Genomic DNA, 15390 nt, shown 5'->3' with positions numbered 1-15390 from the left:
CATCACTGCAGCGAAACCGTAGCATTAGAGCTTTTGTTTTGACGCGTTTTCTTCACGCGAACGGTACCCACTTCGCTTGAAAACGCTTTATCCGGCCGCCTTGAGCAGCCGTTCCGCCGCGGCCCGCGCCTCGGCGGTGATCTCCGCGCCAGCCAGCATCCGCGCGATTTCCTCGCGGCGGTGATCCTTGGCCAGCGTCGCCACCCGCGTCGCGACGCGCTTGCCCTTGTCGAGCGCATCCTTGGAAATCAGGAGATGCTGATCCGCGCGCGCCGCGACCTGTGGTGCATGGGTCACGGCCATGACCTGAACCTTCTCGGCGAGCCGCGCCAGCCGCGCGCCGATAGCGTCGGCCACCGCGCCGCCCACGCCGGTGTCGATTTCATCGAACACCAGCGTTGGTGCGGACCCGCGATCCGACAGCACCACCTTCAGCGCCAGCAGGAAGCGCGACAATTCACCGCCGGACGCCACCTTCATCAGCGGGCCGGGCCGAGTGCCGGGATTGGTCTGCACCCAGAACTCGACCCTGTCGAAGCCCTGCGGTCCCGGCGACGCCGGATCGGATTCAATCTGCGTGGAAAACTTCGCGCGCTCCAGCTTAAGTGGCGCAAGCTCGGCGTTGACCGCCTTGTTGAGCTTCTCGGCGGCCTTGTTGCGCGCGGCAGAGAGCTTTTGCGCGGCGGCGTCATAGGCCTTGTCGGCGGCAGCGACGTCCTTCTCCAGCACCTTCAGCCGGTCTGCGCCGGCATCGATCAGCGCAACGTCCGAAGCGTAGCGCTGTGCCAGCGCCGCCAGCCCGTCCACCGGCGTCGAGTATTTCCGCGCCGCCGCCCGCAGCGCGAACAGCCGCTCCTCGATGCGCTCGAGTTCGCGCGGATCGAAGTCGGCGGCGACAAGCGCAGCATTCAGATGCTGATCGGCCTCTTCCATCGCGTTGATCGCGGCGTCCATCGCCTTCACCGCCGGTTCGATCAGCGCGGGCGCCGTGCTCGCGCGGCGCTCCAGCCGACGCACCGCGGCCGCAAGGGTGGAGATCGGCGAGTTCGGCCCGACCACCGCCGCCAGCGCCTCGCGCAAATCCTCGGCGACCTTCTCGCCCTGCATCATCACGCTGCGGCGCTCCGCCAACGAGGTCTCCTCGCCGTCCTGCGGATTGAGTTTCTTCAGTTCCTCGGAGGCATGGCGCAGGTAATCCGCCTCGCGCGCGGCGCGCTCCATGCCGGCGCGATGCTCGTCCAGCGCGGCGCGCGCGGTGCGGCGCGCCTCCCACAGCGCCTCGACCGCGCCGACATCCTTTTCGAGCGCGGCGAAGGCATCGAGCAGCCGCCGGTGCGTCGCGGTGTCCACCAGCGCGCGCTCGTCATGCTGGCCATGGATTTCCACCAGCGTGGTGCCGATCGCTTTCAGCGTCTGCACGCTGATGGTCTGGTCGTTGAGGAAGGCGCGGGTGCGCCCGTCGGCGAATTGCACCCGGCGCAGGATCATCTCGCCGGAATCCTCGAATCCGTTGTCGCGCAGGATGACGTTGGCGGGATGCTTCTTCGGAACCTCGAACACGGCCGTCACCTGCCCCTGCTCCGCGCCGTGGCGCACGAGACTGGCGTCGCCGCGCCCGCCGAGCGCCAGCGCAAACGCATCAAGCAGAATGGATTTGCCCGCGCCGGTTTCGCCGGTGAGGACAGCAAGACCTTTGAGAAAATCGATGTCGAGCCGCTCGATCAGGACGATGTCACGGATCGAAAGCCGGGCCAGCATGCGGGATTAGTCCTGAGGCGTGAGGTTAGCCGAGGCCGACCTTCTTGAACGCCCGGGTCATCCAGGAATCCTTGTTGGCGGTCGGCTCGACTCCGCCCGACTTTACAAGATTGTACGCGTCTTTGTACCAGCGGCTGTCAGGAAAATTGTGGCCAAGCACAGCGGCGGCGGTCTGCGCCTCGCCGACAATGCCGATGGCCATGTAGGCCTCGGTCAAACGCGCCAGCGCCTCTTCGACATGCCGCGTGGTCTGGTACTGCGTCACCACCACTTTGAAGCGGTTGATGGCGGCGGTGTAGTCCTTCTTTTCCATGTAGTAGCGGCCAACCGTCATTTCCTTGCCGGCGAGCTGGTCGCGGGCGGCCTCGATCTTCTTTTTGGCGCTGTTGGCGTATTCCGAGGTCGGATATTTGCGGATCACCTCTTCCAGCGCGGCGATGGCCTTCTCGGTGCGGCCCTGATCGCGCGAGACGTCCGGAATCTGGTCGAAGTTGGAGGCCGCGATCAGATACTGCGCATAAGCGGCGTCCGGGCTGCCGGGATGGAGCGCGACGTAACGGTTGGCGGAAGAGATGCACTCGTCATAGTCGCCGCCCTCGTAGGCCGCATAGGCGGACATCAGCAGCGACTTCCGCGCCCATTCGGAATACGGGTGCTGGCGATCGACCTCCTCGAACTTCTTCATCGCAGACTTGCGATCGCCCTTTTTGTTCATCAGGTACAAGCCCTCGTTGTAGAGCTTGTCCGCGGGCTCATCGACGAAGGTTTCTTCCTTGGCGAAGAACTTGTCCCACAGCGCGCCGCCGCCGCATCCGCTCAACGGCACGGTCAGGATCATCAATCCGAATGCCAGACGCGCATGACGGGCGAAGCCGCCGATACGGGCCGGATAGGACAATTTGGGCAATTCGAATGTCATGCGTATGGGCCGACCTGAATGTACATCCGACGCGCGAGACCAAACCGATCGCGAGGTTTTGGGTTGCTGACGAAGCCCGATGCCGTTGTTTCGGCATATGCAGTCCACGGGCGTGTCACACCGTGCCTATGTAACTGAAAAAGATACCTTAACCAACCGGATAGGAAGACATTTCGCCCGGATTAAGGCGGATCGGCCGACTTCGACGGTGACGTGGTTAAACCCGAACGCTGAGGCGTTCAGGACACATCCGGACCGTAGGCCACGGCGACCATGCCGCCCGCGACATCGGCGTGACCGCGAGCACGGCGAGCGACAACCGGGCGCTCGAGTACCGGCTCGGGGGCTTCCACAACTCGCCAGGCATGGCGGTCGGCCATCAGGGCGGTCAGCACGGCATGGTTGAGCTTGTGGCCGCCGCGCACCGAGCGATAAAGCCCGATGAGCGGCAAACCGGCCAGCGCCAGATCGCCTACCACGTCGAGAACCTTGTGACGGACGCATTCGTCAGCGAAGCGCAGGCCTTCTGTGTTCAGAAGACGGCTGTCGTCGAACACCACGGAATTCTCCAGCGACGCACCGAGCGCGTAGCCCGCGCTCCAGAGCTTGGCCACGTCGCCCATCAGACCGAAGGTACGGGCGCGGCAGATGTCGCGGCGAAAACTCTCGGCATCGAGGTCGAACGCATAAGCCTGCCGTCCGATAGGAGAGTTGGTGAATTCGATTTCGAGTTCGGCGCGGAAACCAACGGCATAAGGCCGCAGTTCGCCAAACGATTCGCCCTGCACGACCTGCACCGGCTTCAGCACTTCGATGAAACGGCGGGCGGCGCTCTGCTGCACGATGCCGGCGCGATCGATGGCTTCGACGAAGGGAGCGGCGCTGCCGTCCATGATCGGCACTTCGGGCCCATCGACTTCGATGGTGGCATTGTCGACGCCCATACCGCGCAGCGCGGCCAGAACATGTTCGGCGGTGGAAACGAGTGGACCCTGATGGTCACCCAGCACGGTCGCGAAATCGGTGGCAATGACGGAAGATGCGGTGGCCTGAACTTCGCGAGCCTGAGCTTCGCGGCCCCCGCCGTTACGAATGAAAACGAATCCTGAATTGATGTCGGCGGGTCCCATGGTCAGACTGACCTGCGAACCGGAGTGGACGCCGACGCCCGTCACAGTAACGTGCGACCGGAGCGTTGTCTGCCGACTGGATTTCATTCCCACTTGCCCAAAAGTCTTCATCATCCCGAGTCGCTTTAAACCGCACGCTACTATCGAACTGGTTTCGCCTGTTGAACCGGCGTGCGACCAAGGATCATCCCCAAAGTGCGAAGACCTTAACCCCTGCACGCGAGAGCGCCACTCACGCTTGTTTACAGATTGTTACCCTAAACTCGCCGCATTCATGCCGCCGCTCCGGCCCATTTACCCAGCCTTGGTAGCCGCCTCCGGAGAATCTCGATGAAAAATTTCATCAGCAAAAACAGATAATTAAGCGACTTATCAGCAATCATTCAGCGACTAAGCAAAATGCCCCGGCTTTTGGCCGGGGCATTTCCGTGGTTTTGGATTGTAACAATCTCAGGTCGCCTGCCGCCGCAAAAAGGCGGGGATATCCAGGTGGTCTTCCCCACCGCCCGCAGGCGCGGCCGGAGCCGGACGGCCGTGCGAATCAAGTCCCTGGGGCGCCGGGCGGCGGGCGTATTCGGAGACCGGGTCACCGGCCCCGCCATACTGGGCGGGAACCGGCCGCTGCGGCTTGCGCTCGGGAAGCGGCGGCATCGGCGCCATGGCCGGACCGGACGCGCGGGCCGCGATCGGCGGCTCGGTTTCCTCGTCACGCCGGCCGAGGCCGACATTGGCCAGACGCTGCAACAGCGAAGCGCGCTTCTGCGGCGGATGCTCCTCAGCGGTCTCTCCGCGAGCCTGACGGATCTGGTTCTGGGCCGGCACCGGCAGTTCATCGAACTGCGGCATGCGCGGCGCGCGAACCGGCATCCGCTCGGCGGGCTGCGGAATGAAGGATGACGGCGGAGCCGCCTCCTGGAGATTCATCGGCTCCTCATGATCCGGGAACAGCGAAGGCTTCGGCGGCACCGGACGCACGCTGACGTCGCCATAGGCGGCGGGCTGCATCGGGGCCGGAGCCGGCCGCTCGGTCGGCGAGACTGCTTCAGCGATAGCGGCGAGTGCTGCGCGGTCGATCTGGTCAGCCGTGGCGCGAGCGGGCGCCGCAGCCGGCGAAGGAGCAGCGGCCTGCTTCTGCTGCTGGGCGCGTTCGGCCATCCGCTGGTTATCGGCGCGCAGACGCGCCGTCAGTTCGGCAAGACGGCTTTCAGGGGCACCGGTGGTAATCGCCTGAACCGGCGTCGTGGCGCGACTGGCGGCCACGGTGTCGATGCCGGTGGCGACAACCGACACACGGATAACGCCGTCGAGGGTCTCGTCAAAGGTCGCGCCGACGATGATGTTAGCGTCGTTATCGACCTCTTCGCGGATACGGGTGGCAGCTTCGTCGACCTCGAACAGGGTGAGGTCCTTGCCGCCAGTGATCGAGATCAGCAGGCCCCGCGCGCCGCGCATCGACGAATCGTCGATCAGCGGGTTGGCGATTGCAGCTTCCGCCGCAGTCAGAGCGCGCTTCTCACCCGTGGACTCGCCCGTCCCCATCATCGCCTTGCCCATTTCGCGCATCACCGCGCGAACATCTGCGAAGTCGAGGTTGATGAGGCCTTCCTTGACCATCAGGTCGGTGATGCACGCAACGCCCGAGTACAGCACCTGGTCAGCCATCGCGAAGGCGTCGGCGAAGGTAGTTTTCTCGTTGGCGACCCGGAACAGATTCTGGTTCGGGATGATCAGCAGCGTATCGACCACCTTCTGAAGCTCGGTGATGCCGGCTTCGGCGGTGCGCATGCGGCGCTGGCCTTCAAAGTGGAACGGCTTCGTGACAACGCCCACGGTGAGGATGCCCATCTCGCGCGCGGTGGCGGCGATCACGGGGGCTGCCCCCGTACCGGTACCGCCGCCCATGCCGGCGGTAACGAACACCATGTTCGCGCCCGAGAGATGGTCCTTGATTTCGTCGAGCACTTCCTGGGCGGCGGCCGCGCCGACGTCCGGCTGCGAACCCGCGCCGAGGCCCTGCGTCACCTGGGTGCCCATCTGCACGATGCGTTCGGCCTTCGACATGGTGAGGGCCTGCGCGTCGGTGTTGGCGACGACAAAGTCGACGCCCTGCAAACCGGCGGAGATCATGTTGTTGACGGCATTGCCGCCCGCGCCGCCGACACCGAACACGGTGATGCGGGGCCTCAGCTCGCGAACATCCGGGGGGGTGAGATTGATGGTCATGGTTGCCTCTCGATTACGCGCGCGTGGGGCTTGGGCTGCACGCCAAAGCGGTTGATGGAATGGTCTGATCCGGTGTTGAGATCATCAGAAGCCCTCTCGAAGCCATCGTCCGACCTTTCCGAAGTAGCCGTTGGTCCCTGTCATGACCTGCCGCGTATGCCGCGGTTCAACGTGTTCCAGATGTGCGAATTGCGGATAGACCAGCAGGCCGGTAGGCACCGCGAATGACGCGCTCTTGGCCTCATTGGGCAGGCGGCCGAAGCCAAGCGGGCGGCCGATGCGCACGTCGCGGCCAAGAATGCGGCTGGCAAGATCGGGGATGCCGGTGAGCTGCGACGCCCCGCCGGTCAAAACAACTCGCGCCCGCGGCTCTGCCGCAAAGGGAGAATCCGCGAGCCGGTCCCTGACCATTTCAAAAATCTCCTCGACCCGCTGCCGGACGATGTTTGCAATCGTGGCCCGGGACACCATCTGCGACGTGTCGCCGTCGTCCCCCGCCGTTGGCACACTCATGACATCGCGCGCATCAGATCCGCCGGTCAGCACGGTGCCATATAACGTCTTGATTCGCTCGGCATCCGCAATGCATGCCCCTAAACCCCGCGCCAAATCCATGGTGACGTGTTGCCCGCCGAGCGCAAAACCGCTGGCATGGACGCACTGTCCGCCCGAGTAGGTCGCGATGGTCGTAGTGCCCGCCCCCATCTCGACCACGGCGGCGCCGAGATCGGCCTCATCGTCGGTCAGTACCGACAGCCCGGAGACGTAGGGCGCGCAGGCCATGGCCTCGACGTTGAGGTGGCAACGCTCGACCACCAGCATCAGGTTCTTTGCTGCGGTTGCGTCGGCGGTAATCACGTTCATTTCCACACCGAAGTGACGCGCGACCATGCCGCTCGGATCGCGGACGCCCTTGACGCCGTCGAGCGAGAAGCCGGCCGGCAGGACGTGAAGCACGGTGCGGCCGGGCGGCGTAGCATGATGCATGCCGGCGCTGATGACCCGGCTGAGATCGGCAGGCGTGACTGCGCCGCCGCGCAATTCCGAGGACGCCTCGACGAGATTGCCCTGCAGGCGGCCGGCGGACACCGACAGCAAGACCGATTCGACGCGAACCTTGGCCATGCGCTCCGCCAGCGCCACGGCTTGCCGCACGGCCTGCTCGCATTCGTTGAGGTCAACCACCGCGCCGGCCTTGACGCCGCGCGACTGGATGTGGCTCAGCCCGATCAGCTCGATCGCATGGGTGCGGCCGCGCAACGCATCGCTCGGCGGACACGGCTTCAGCCGCGCGATGAGACAGGCGATCTTGCTGGTGCCGATATCGAGCGCCGCCACCAGCGCTGTCTTGTTCGGCGGCATCTGGCGAGTCTTTGGGGTCTGGGCGCGGTCAAGACTGGTCATGCGGCACCAGCCTTCTTCGGCTTCTTGTCCTTGAACAATTCGTCACGCGCCTTCGCCGCCGCCTCCGACAGGCGCACGGTCAGCCGGTCCGACAGCCGCATGTCGATGGCGGTGATGTCGCGGGAGAACAGGCCGCTGTCCTTGTCCATCTTACTGAGCGTCGCCAGCGCCTTCTCGACCTCGAATTCCGGCAGCCGAACGTCGATGCCGTCGGCAAGGCGCAGATTCCAGCGCCGCTCGCCGACATAGACGATGGCCTTCACCTGCGAACGCACCTGCGGGTATTGCGCCAGCAGATTGAGGAAATCCTTGGCGCGGGTTTCCGCGCCTTTGCCCACCACCAGCGGCAGCGACACGAAGCGCCGCGCGACGTAGGGCTCAAGCACCGTGCCGTCCTCGGAGATCACGGAGACGCGGCCGTTCTCCTGCCAGAGCGCGAACGGCTTGCGTTCGGTGATGTCGATCTGCAACCGGCCCGGATAAAGCTTCTGCACGGTGGCGTCCGCGATCCACGGATCGGCCTTCAGCTTGTCGCGCGCCGAGGCGGCATCGAGAAACAGCAGCGAGGAGCGGCCGTTGACGCCGCCCACGGCGAGAATTTCGTCCTGCGTGAGCTGCTTGCGGCCGGTGATCGCGACGCTGGTGATGCGGAATCCGATCGCATTGGCGGCAGCGTTTCGGGTGTCGCTCAACGCGCCGAGCACGTCGTCGGCATGATCGCCCTTGGCCACACCGAACGCGACGGCGCCGATTAAAATGAAGGTGGTCGCGGCAAGCCCCACGAAGCGCGGCAGACGGCGCTCCAGCATGGCGATCCATGGATGGGAGGCCTCGAAGCGAACAGCGTCACGGGGTGCAGCACGGCGCGCAGGCGAAAGCGCGCGGCCGCGCGAACGCGACGCTGCGGCTCTTGTCTGAGAAGTAGATTGGGGCCTCTGCGATCCTAGCGATCGAGAGAGGCGTCCTCCACCATCCATTGCACCAACTCGTCAAATGTTACGCCTGCGTGGACCGCAAGCTCAGGAACAAGTGACGTCTCGGTCATGCCGGGTTGGGTATTCACCTCGAGGCAGGACAATCCCCCAAGTCCCTCGATGCGGTCGTCGTAACGGAAATCCGCACGGCTCACGCCCCGGCAGCCAAGCGCCACATGCGCCGCCAGCGTTAACCTTCGGACTTCCTGGTAAACAAAAGGTAAAATAGGTGCAGGCAGGATGTGTTTTGATGCGCCCGGAGAGTACTTTGCCTCGTAATCGTAAAATTTGATCAATGGAACTATCTCAATCACGCCGGTCGCCTCGCCCTTGATAACCGCACAGGTGAGTTCCTTTCCGGCGATGTATTTTTCCACCAGAAGTTGCTCGCCGTGGGGCCAGTCCTCCCGAAAAAGCTCCTGCGGCGGGTGGGCATGCGCCTCGGTGACGATGAACACCCCGACGCTGGAGCCGTCGGCCACCGGCTTGATGACATAGGGCGGAGCCATGACGTGCCCCTTGGCGATCTCCGCGCGAGTCAGCGTCATGCCTTCCGGCACCGGAACGCCTGCCGTCGCCATCACCGTCTTGGCGAGATCCTTCTTCATCGCCAATGACGAGGCCAGGACGCCCGAATGGGTATAGGGGATCCCGAGCGTTTCCAGAACGCCCTGAATGGTGCCGTCCTCGCCGGGCTTGCCGTGCAGCATCACCAGCGCCACGTCGGGCTTCAGCATGTCGAGCACGGTTGCGATGTCGCGCTTCACGTCGATGCGGGTGACGCGGTAACCGCGGCGCTCCAGTGCGTCGGCGCAGGCTTTGCCCGATCGCAGCGAGACCTCCCGCTCCGACGACCATCCGCCCATCAGCACCGCAACGTGTTTTGGTTCGCTCATGACAACCCGATCTTTACCTTGGCCCTACCTACGCTGATTTGCGCCGATGACCAAGCCACCGCGAGTCAGCTAGACTCGGCGCCAATGCCGGATGCAGACGCGGACGGCCACATGCAAAAGGCTGTCTGATGATCCGCGCCTGGCTCGACCTGCCCCCCGCCGGCATCTTTGCCGTACTGATCGTCCTGTATTTTGGCACGCCGCTGCTGCTCGCGGCGATTACCTTTCGCGGCCCACTCAGGCGGCCTGTGCAATCGCTGACCGGGGTTGTCGCACCGTTCTTTAACGGGGTCGCCATCCTGTTCGCGCTGCTGACGGGCTTTCTCGCTGCCGACATCGCAGAGCGTGGCCGCCAGGCCTATCGGGTGGTTCACACCGAGGCTGGCGAACTGCGCAACATCCATACGCTCAGCGTCGCCTCGGCGTCCGATATGCGCACCATCCGCGCCGCACTGAAAGCCTACGTGACCTCGGTGATCGCGGAAGAATGGCCCGCGATGGACGCGATGCGGCTGTCGCCACGCACCGAAGTCGCCTACGACGATCTGCTGCGCGAGGTAAGTATTCCGTCGATCGCGAAGGACTCGGGACAGGCGGTTCATTCGGCGCTGCTCACCGCTACTCTGCGGGTCGGGACCGCGCGCAACGACCGCCTTGCGCTGTCGTCGGATCACACCAACGACCTGAAATGGCTGGTGGTGATCGTGCTCGGCCTGCTCACTCAGGTCGGAATCGCCCTTGTCCATCTCGACAAACCGCGGGCGTTTCTTGCATCGCTCGTCGTATTCGGGAGTGCCGCTGTCGTCGCCCTCGGCATCATCGCGCTGCAGGAATATCCGTTCGACGGCACGTTCCAGGTTTCGCCGCAGCCGATCAAGGTGCTGCAGGCCCTGAGCGAGTGAAAGGCTTAAGCGCGCTCAATTCCGATCCGCTTGATTTCCCATTGTAACTCGATACCGGAGTTTTCCTTCACGCGCGCACGGACAGTCTCGCCCAGCATCTCGATGTCGCGGGCCGTGGCATCGCCGGTGTTGATCAGGAAATTGCAGTGCATTTCCGAAACCTGCGCGCCGCCGACGCGGAAGCCGCGCATCCCGGCGGCATCGATCAGTTTCCACGAACTGTGGCCCGGCGGATTCTTGAAGGTCGAGCCACCGGTCTTCTCGCGGATCGGCTGCGCCGTCTCGCGATGGTTCTGCACCTCGGCCATGCGCGCGCGAATTTTCTCAGGATCGGTGATCTGCCCGCGATACAGCGCGGAGGTGAAGATGATCGACGTGTCCACGCCTGAATTGCGATAGACAAATTTCATGTCGGCATTGGAAAATGTCACACGCTCGCCACTGCGCGTGAGACCCCTCGCCTCCACGAGCACGTCCTTGGTCTCGCCGCCGTTGGCGCCCGCATTCATGCGCAGCGCGCCGCCAATCGAGCCCGGAATGCCGAAGTAGAATTCCAGGCCGCCAATGGTCGCCGCAGCCGCGGCTTCCGCTACGCGCTTATCGAGCGCCGCCGTGCCGGCACGGACCACGTCGCCGTCAGCTTTGATCCCGCCGAAGCCGCGCGGCGACAAACGGATCACGACGCCGGGCACCCCGCCGTCGCGCACGATCAAATTCGAGCCGACGCCCACCGTATAGACGGGAATCTCGCTCGGCAACTTCGACAGAAAGTATGCGAGATCGTCTTCGTCCGCCGGTGTGAACAGGATTTGCGCCGGGCCACCGACACGAAACCACGTGAACGGTGCAAGTGTTTCATTCGCGAGCAGCCGCCCGCGCAGATCGGGCATCTGGGATTTCAGATCGGCGCTGATGTCGGAGAAGGTCAGTACAGCCAAGAACGATACTCCGGCTTGGAATCTTTCATGTCGTCGAACAGCCATACCATGCGATCGACAAACCACGTCTTGGCGACAACCACCAGAAGCATCGCCAGAACAGTGACGACAGCGTCGAACACAACCAGCCCAAAGACCAGAGCGAGCGCACCAGCCGCCGAGAACAAACCCGCGACGCGAGGCGCTATGCGGTGATGCGGTGGCACTTCGTCACGTTTCAGAGCGACCCAGATGCGTTCACCGAGCACCGCTTTCGACGCCCAGTTGTTGGTGGAGGCCGGCGGCGGAAACGCCCGCGGATTCCAGATCAACCACGCAACCACAATCGTCACCGGAACGATTGCGCCCCAGCCGAGCCACATGCGGCTCCAGATCGCCGCGACCAGAACCGGAAACGCTGCATAGCGGGTCCACACGCTCCATGGATTGGCATGACGCTTCCAGGTTTCGTCGCTGAGGATCGCCATCGGCACCCCGCTAATTCAACGCCTTCAACTCGCCCGGCAGCGCGTAGGCCCATTGCGTGATGTTGCCCGCGCCGAGCAGAACCACGAAATCATCCGGCTTTGCCACGTCGCGCACAACAGACGCGAGTTTATCCGCCCCCGGCAGCGGGATCACTTCGCGATGCCCGTGCGCGCGCAGACCAAGCACGAATGAATCGCGATCGACGCCGGGAATCGGCGCTTCGCCCGCCGGATACACGTCGGCGACGATCACCACATCGGCGTCGTTGAAGCAGGTGCAGAATTCCTCGAACAAAGATTGCAGCCGCGTGTAGCGGTGCGGCTGCACCACGGCGATGACCTTGCCTTTGGTGGAATCGCGCGCGGCCTTCAGCACGGCCGCTATTTCCACCGGATGGTGACCATAATCGTCGATGATGGTGACGCCGTTCCAGTCCCCGGTCTTGGTGAAGCGCCGCTTGACGCCACCGAAACCGGCCAGTGCTTTGCGGATTGCCTCGTCGGAAATGCCGATCTCGTGCGCCACCGCGATCGCCGCCGTCGCGTTGAGCGCGTTGTGGCGGCCGGGCATCGGCAGCACCAGATCGGAAATCTGATGCGCGACATCGGTCTTGCGATTGCGGAACTCGACCTTGAACTTCGAGCCGCCGGTGAAGGGCGCGAGATCGACCAGCCGCGCGTCGGCCTGCGGATTTTCGCCATAGGTGATAATACGGCGGTCCTCGATCTTGCCGACCAGCGCCTGCACCACCGGGTGATCGATGCACATCACCGCGAAGCCGTAGAACGGCACGCCCTCGACAAAGTTCTTGAACGCATCCTGCACGGCGTCGAATGTCTTGAAGTGATCGAGATGCTCGGGGTCCACGTTGGTGACGATGGCGACATCCACCGGCAGCTTGAGGAACGTGCCGTCGCTCTCGTCCGCCTCCACCACCATCCACTCCCCCGCGCCGAGCCGCGCGTTGGTGCCGTAGGCGTTGATGATGCCGCCATTGATGACTGTGGGATCGAAATTTCCTGCATCGAGCAATGTTGCGACCATCGATGTGGTGGTGGTCTTTCCGTGGGTGCCGGCAATGGCGATGCAGCTTTTCAGCCGCATCAGTTCGGCCAGCATCTCGGCACGGCGGACGACGGGAATGCGCGAGCCGCGCGCGGCGATCAGTTCCGGATTGTCGCGCTTTATCGCAGTCGAAACCACCAGTACATCCGCGCCATTCACGTTCTCGGCCTTGTGGCCGATGCTGATCTTGATGCCTTTTTCGCGCAGGCGGGTGACGTTGGCGTTCTCGGAGGCGTCGGAGCCCTGCACCGTGTAGCCGAGGTTGCACAGCACCTCGGCAATGCCGCTCATGCCGATGCCGCCGATACCGACGAAGTGAATGGGTCCGATCTCGCGCGGCAGTCTCATGATACAATCTCTCACGTCATGTCCGGTGACCCGGACACCCACGAATCCTCGCACCTTCATGCAAGACGCAGATGGCCGGGACAAGCCCGGCCACGACGGAAAAATTGCCAGATTCGGGTGAAAAGCCGCTTCCAAACTCGGCTAATCCGCCGCCGCCCCGCAGGCGGTGATGCTGGCGCCTGCAGGAACCCTAGCGGCCCGCCGCGTTTCCAGCCGATGGCTGGTCATCGCCAGTACCATGCCTGCGAGCGGCACCAGGCTCGCAATCCAGGGAATCGCGCCAAGCCCCGGACCATGATCGATCACCGCACCTCCGAGCCACGCGCCGATGGCATTGCCCAAGTTGAAGGCGGCAATGTTGAAGCTGGAAGCAAGTGACTGTCCCGCCCCGTGCGCCTTGTTCAGTACCCATATCTGCAACGGTGGCGCGGTCGCGAAGGCGGCAGCGCCCAAAAGACCGGCAAACACGACCATCGCGATCTTGTTGTGAAGCGCGAACGTTATGAGTGCGAGCACAAGCGCGAGAGCAAAGAGACTGCCGAACAGCGCGGTCATCAGATGCTTGTCCGCGATGCGGCCGCCAAGCAGATTGCCGACCATCAGTCCCGCGCCCAGCACCAACAGGATCGGCGAGACCGCGGCGTCGGAGAAACCCGTGATCTTCGTCAGCATCGGCGTGAGATAGGTGAAGGCTGCGAAGACACCGACCCACCCCATGATGGTGGTGAGAAATCCGACCAGCACCGGCCCTCGCCGCAGCACCGCGAGATCGTCTTTCAAGTTCGATGCTTCCGGAACCGACCTGTCCTTCGGGACCAAAGCCGCAATGATGGCGAACGCGACAACGCCGACCAGCGTGACCGCCCAGAACGTCGCGCGCCAGCCGAAGTTCTGCCCGAGCCACGTTCCGAACGGCACGCCGAGAATGTTGGCGACCGTGAGACCCGTGAACATGATGGCAATCGCGGACGCCTTCTTGTTTGGAACGACGAGTGTCGTTGCCACCACCGAGCCGACACCGAAGAATGTGCCGTGGGCGAATGCAGTCAGTACCCGCGCCGCCATCAGCGTCCAGTAATCGGGAGCGATGGCGCACGCCAGATTGCCGATGGTGAACACACCCATCAGCACGAGCAGCACGGTCTTGCGCGGCCAGCGTGCGGTGGCGATGGTCATGATCGGCGCACCGACCACGACGCCGAGCGCGTAGCCGGATATCAGCAGACCGGCGGCGGAGATGGAGACATGGAGATCCGCGCCGACCTGGATCAGCAGGCCCATGATCACGAATTCGGTGACGCCAATTCCGAAAGCGCCGGCGGTGAGCGCGTACAGGGCGAGTGGCATGGTGCAGTCCTCAGACAAATCCGGCCCAGCCGGCATTTCTGAGAAGTGGACGCAAAGTCATTCGTGAACTAGACTTCTCTAAATAACAATATCTGTGAATTGAAGTCACAATGTCGCGACAGGACGTTAATCGCTCCAGCGAGATGGAAGTCTTTGCTCGCGTGGTCGAGCTCGGAGGCTTTTCCGCCGCCGCCCGCGCGCTCCGCATGACGCCGTCGGCGGTTAGTAAACTGGTGGCTCGGCTGGAAGCCCGGCTCGGGGTGCGGCTCATCAACCGCTCGACCCGCAAATTGCAGCTCACACCGGAAGGCACCGCCTATTACGACCGCAGCATCCGCATTCTCGACGATATCGATACGGCGGAGCGCGAGGCTGCAGCCGGCGCGACGCCGCGCGGCCGCGTGCGGGTCAACACCAGCGTGCCGTTCGGGCTGCACTGGCTGCTGCCGCTGCTGCCCGGATTTCTCAAGCTGCACCCAGGCGTCAGCGTTGACGTTACGCTGACCGATACAGTGGTGGACCTGCTGGAAGAGCGCGCGGACATCGCCATTCGCGTCGGACCGTTGCGCGAGTCCCGGCTGCTCGCGCGCAAGCTCGGCGAGAGCCGTACGGTGGTGGTCGCCGCGCCCTCATATCTCGCGGAGCACGGAACGCCCCGCACGCCGGCCGATCTCGCCAAACACAATATGCTGGGCTTCTGCTTTTCACGGCAAGTCGAGGGTTGGCGATTTCGCGACAGCAAAGGCGGGATTATCACTGTGCCACCGGTCGGCAACGCGCTGGTGAGCGACGGCGAAGCAATGCAGCGGCTTGCCATTGCGGGCGCTGGCCTTGCGCGGCTCGCCCGCTTTCATGTCGATGAGGACATCCAGGCCTCAAGGCTGGTACCGGTGCTGGAAGACTTCAATCCCGGCGACCGTGAAGCGATCCACGCAGTGTTTCTGGGCCATGGCGGGCAATTGCCCGCGCGGGTGCGGGCATTTCTGAATTATCTGGTGGAGAACGTAAAACTCTAGAG

13 protein-coding genes are annotated in these 15390 nt (G+C 63.8%); 2 read left to right on the top strand and 11 right to left on the bottom strand.

Going from position 1 to position 15390, the window contains the following annotated elements:
• Positions 1 to 87 precede the first annotated feature (87 nt).
• The 7 genes from recN to LVY71_RS07375 all read right to left on the bottom strand — a co-directional run bounded on the left by recN (position 88) and on the right by LVY71_RS07375 (position 9304).
• A complete protein-coding gene (gene recN / locus LVY71_RS07405; protein ID WP_235099158.1) occupies positions 88 to 1758 on the bottom strand; it encodes a DNA repair protein RecN in 1671 nt (556 codons plus the stop codon).
• 25 nt (positions 1759 to 1783) lie between these two features.
• Positions 1784 to 2677 carry an outer membrane protein assembly factor BamD gene (locus LVY71_RS07400; RefSeq protein WP_283842509.1) on the bottom strand — a complete coding sequence of 298 codons (894 nt, stop codon included), beginning with the start codon at positions 2675 to 2677 and terminating at the stop codon, positions 1784 to 1786.
• Positions 2678 to 2916: 239 nt separating this feature from the next.
• Positions 2917 to 3894: a UDP-3-O-acyl-N-acetylglucosamine deacetylase gene (gene lpxC, locus LVY71_RS07395; protein ID WP_235099157.1), complete on the bottom strand. Its 978-nt coding sequence runs from the start codon at positions 3892 to 3894 to the stop codon at positions 2917 to 2919.
• A 363-nt stretch (positions 3895 to 4257) separates the two neighbouring features.
• A complete protein-coding gene (gene ftsZ, locus LVY71_RS07390; protein ID WP_235099156.1) occupies positions 4258 to 6030 on the bottom strand; it encodes a cell division protein FtsZ in 1773 nt (590 codons plus the stop codon).
• 84 nt (positions 6031 to 6114) lie between these two features.
• The gene (gene ftsA, locus LVY71_RS07385; protein WP_235099155.1) at positions 6115 to 7434 is read right to left on the bottom strand and encodes a cell division protein FtsA; all 1320 of its coding nucleotides are present in this window, start codon (positions 7432 to 7434) and stop codon (positions 6115 to 6117) included.
• Complete coding sequence (locus LVY71_RS07380; protein ID WP_502797540.1) at positions 7431 to 8243, bottom strand: cell division protein FtsQ/DivIB; 813 nt, start codon at positions 8241 to 8243, stop codon at positions 7431 to 7433. The genes ftsA and LVY71_RS07380 overlap by 4 nt, the downstream gene beginning before the upstream one ends.
• A gap of 134 nt (positions 8244 to 8377) precedes the next feature.
• Positions 8378 to 9304, bottom strand: coding sequence for a D-alanine--D-alanine ligase (locus tag LVY71_RS07375; RefSeq protein WP_235099153.1), 927 nt, complete (start codon positions 9302 to 9304; stop codon positions 8378 to 8380).
• 128 nt (positions 9305 to 9432) lie between these two features.
• Between LVY71_RS07375 and LVY71_RS07370 the strand changes: the two genes are divergently transcribed.
• On the top strand, positions 9433 to 10206 hold the full coding sequence (locus tag LVY71_RS07370; RefSeq protein WP_235099152.1) for a bestrophin-like domain: 774 nt from the start codon (positions 9433 to 9435) through the stop codon (positions 10204 to 10206).
• Positions 10207 to 10211: 5 nt separating this feature from the next.
• On the opposite strand, the gene murB is transcribed toward LVY71_RS07370, so the two are convergent.
• The 4 genes from murB to LVY71_RS07350 form a co-directional block, all read right to left on the bottom strand.
• Positions 10212 to 11135 carry a UDP-N-acetylmuramate dehydrogenase gene (gene murB / locus LVY71_RS07365; RefSeq protein ID WP_235100042.1) on the bottom strand — a complete coding sequence of 308 codons (924 nt, stop codon included), beginning with the start codon at positions 11133 to 11135 and terminating at the stop codon, positions 10212 to 10214.
• A complete protein-coding gene (locus LVY71_RS07360; RefSeq protein WP_235099151.1) occupies positions 11132 to 11611 on the bottom strand; it encodes a DUF6653 family protein in 480 nt (159 codons plus the stop codon). The genes murB and LVY71_RS07360 overlap by 4 nt, the downstream gene beginning before the upstream one ends.
• 10 nt (positions 11612 to 11621) lie before the next feature.
• Positions 11622 to 13025 (bottom strand): UDP-N-acetylmuramate--L-alanine ligase, encoded by a 1404-nt coding sequence (gene murC, locus LVY71_RS07355; RefSeq protein WP_235099150.1) that lies wholly within the window; start codon positions 13023 to 13025, stop codon positions 11622 to 11624.
• A gap of 141 nt (positions 13026 to 13166) precedes the next feature.
• A complete protein-coding gene (locus LVY71_RS07350; RefSeq protein WP_235099149.1) occupies positions 13167 to 14372 on the bottom strand; it encodes an MFS transporter in 1206 nt (401 codons plus the stop codon).
• Between the two features lie 110 nt (positions 14373 to 14482).
• Between LVY71_RS07350 and LVY71_RS07345 the strand changes: the two genes are divergently transcribed.
• Positions 14483 to 15388 carry a LysR family transcriptional regulator gene (locus LVY71_RS07345; protein WP_235099148.1) on the top strand — a complete coding sequence of 302 codons (906 nt, stop codon included), beginning with the start codon at positions 14483 to 14485 and terminating at the stop codon, positions 15386 to 15388.
• The last annotated feature ends 2 nt before the right edge of the window (positions 15389 to 15390 follow it).

Origin of the sequence: Bradyrhizobium sp. G127, from assembly GCF_021502575.1 — a bacterium.
Lineage (GTDB): Bacteria > Pseudomonadota > Alphaproteobacteria > Rhizobiales > Xanthobacteraceae > Afipia.
This window is presented reverse-complemented; position numbering and strand designations above follow the sequence as displayed.

Excerpts from the sequence above, each read along its gene's own strand:
- recN (WP_235099158.1), bottom strand. The coding sequence starts at position 1,758 with ATGCTGGCCCGGCTTTCGATCCGTGACATCGTCCTGATCGAGCGGCTC.
- LVY71_RS07400 (WP_283842509.1), bottom strand. The coding sequence starts at position 2,677 with ATGACATTCGAATTGCCCAAATTGTCCTATCCGGCCCGTATCGGCGGC.
- lpxC (WP_235099157.1), bottom strand. The coding sequence starts at position 3,894 with ATGAAATCCAGTCGGCAGACAACGCTCCGGTCGCACGTTACTGTGACG.
- ftsZ (WP_235099156.1), bottom strand. The coding sequence starts at position 6,030 with ATGACCATCAATCTCACCCCCCCGGATGTTCGCGAGCTGAGGCCCCGC.
- ftsA (WP_235099155.1), bottom strand. The coding sequence starts at position 7,434 with ATGACCAGTCTTGACCGCGCCCAGACCCCAAAGACTCGCCAGATGCCG.
- LVY71_RS07380 (WP_502797540.1), bottom strand. The coding sequence starts at position 8,243 with ATGCTGGAGCGCCGTCTGCCGCGCTTCGTGGGGCTTGCCGCGACCACC.
- LVY71_RS07375 (WP_235099153.1), bottom strand. The coding sequence starts at position 9,304 with ATGAGCGAACCAAAACACGTTGCGGTGCTGATGGGCGGATGGTCGTCG.
- LVY71_RS07370 (WP_235099152.1), top strand. The coding sequence starts at position 9,433 with ATGATCCGCGCCTGGCTCGACCTGCCCCCCGCCGGCATCTTTGCCGTA.
- LVY71_RS07360 (WP_235099151.1), bottom strand. The coding sequence starts at position 11,611 with ATGGCGATCCTCAGCGACGAAACCTGGAAGCGTCATGCCAATCCATGG.
- murC (WP_235099150.1), bottom strand. The coding sequence starts at position 13,025 with ATGAGACTGCCGCGCGAGATCGGACCCATTCACTTCGTCGGTATCGGC.
- LVY71_RS07350 (WP_235099149.1), bottom strand. The coding sequence starts at position 14,372 with ATGCCACTCGCCCTGTACGCGCTCACCGCCGGCGCTTTCGGAATTGGC.
- LVY71_RS07345 (WP_235099148.1), top strand. The coding sequence starts at position 14,483 with ATGTCGCGACAGGACGTTAATCGCTCCAGCGAGATGGAAGTCTTTGCT.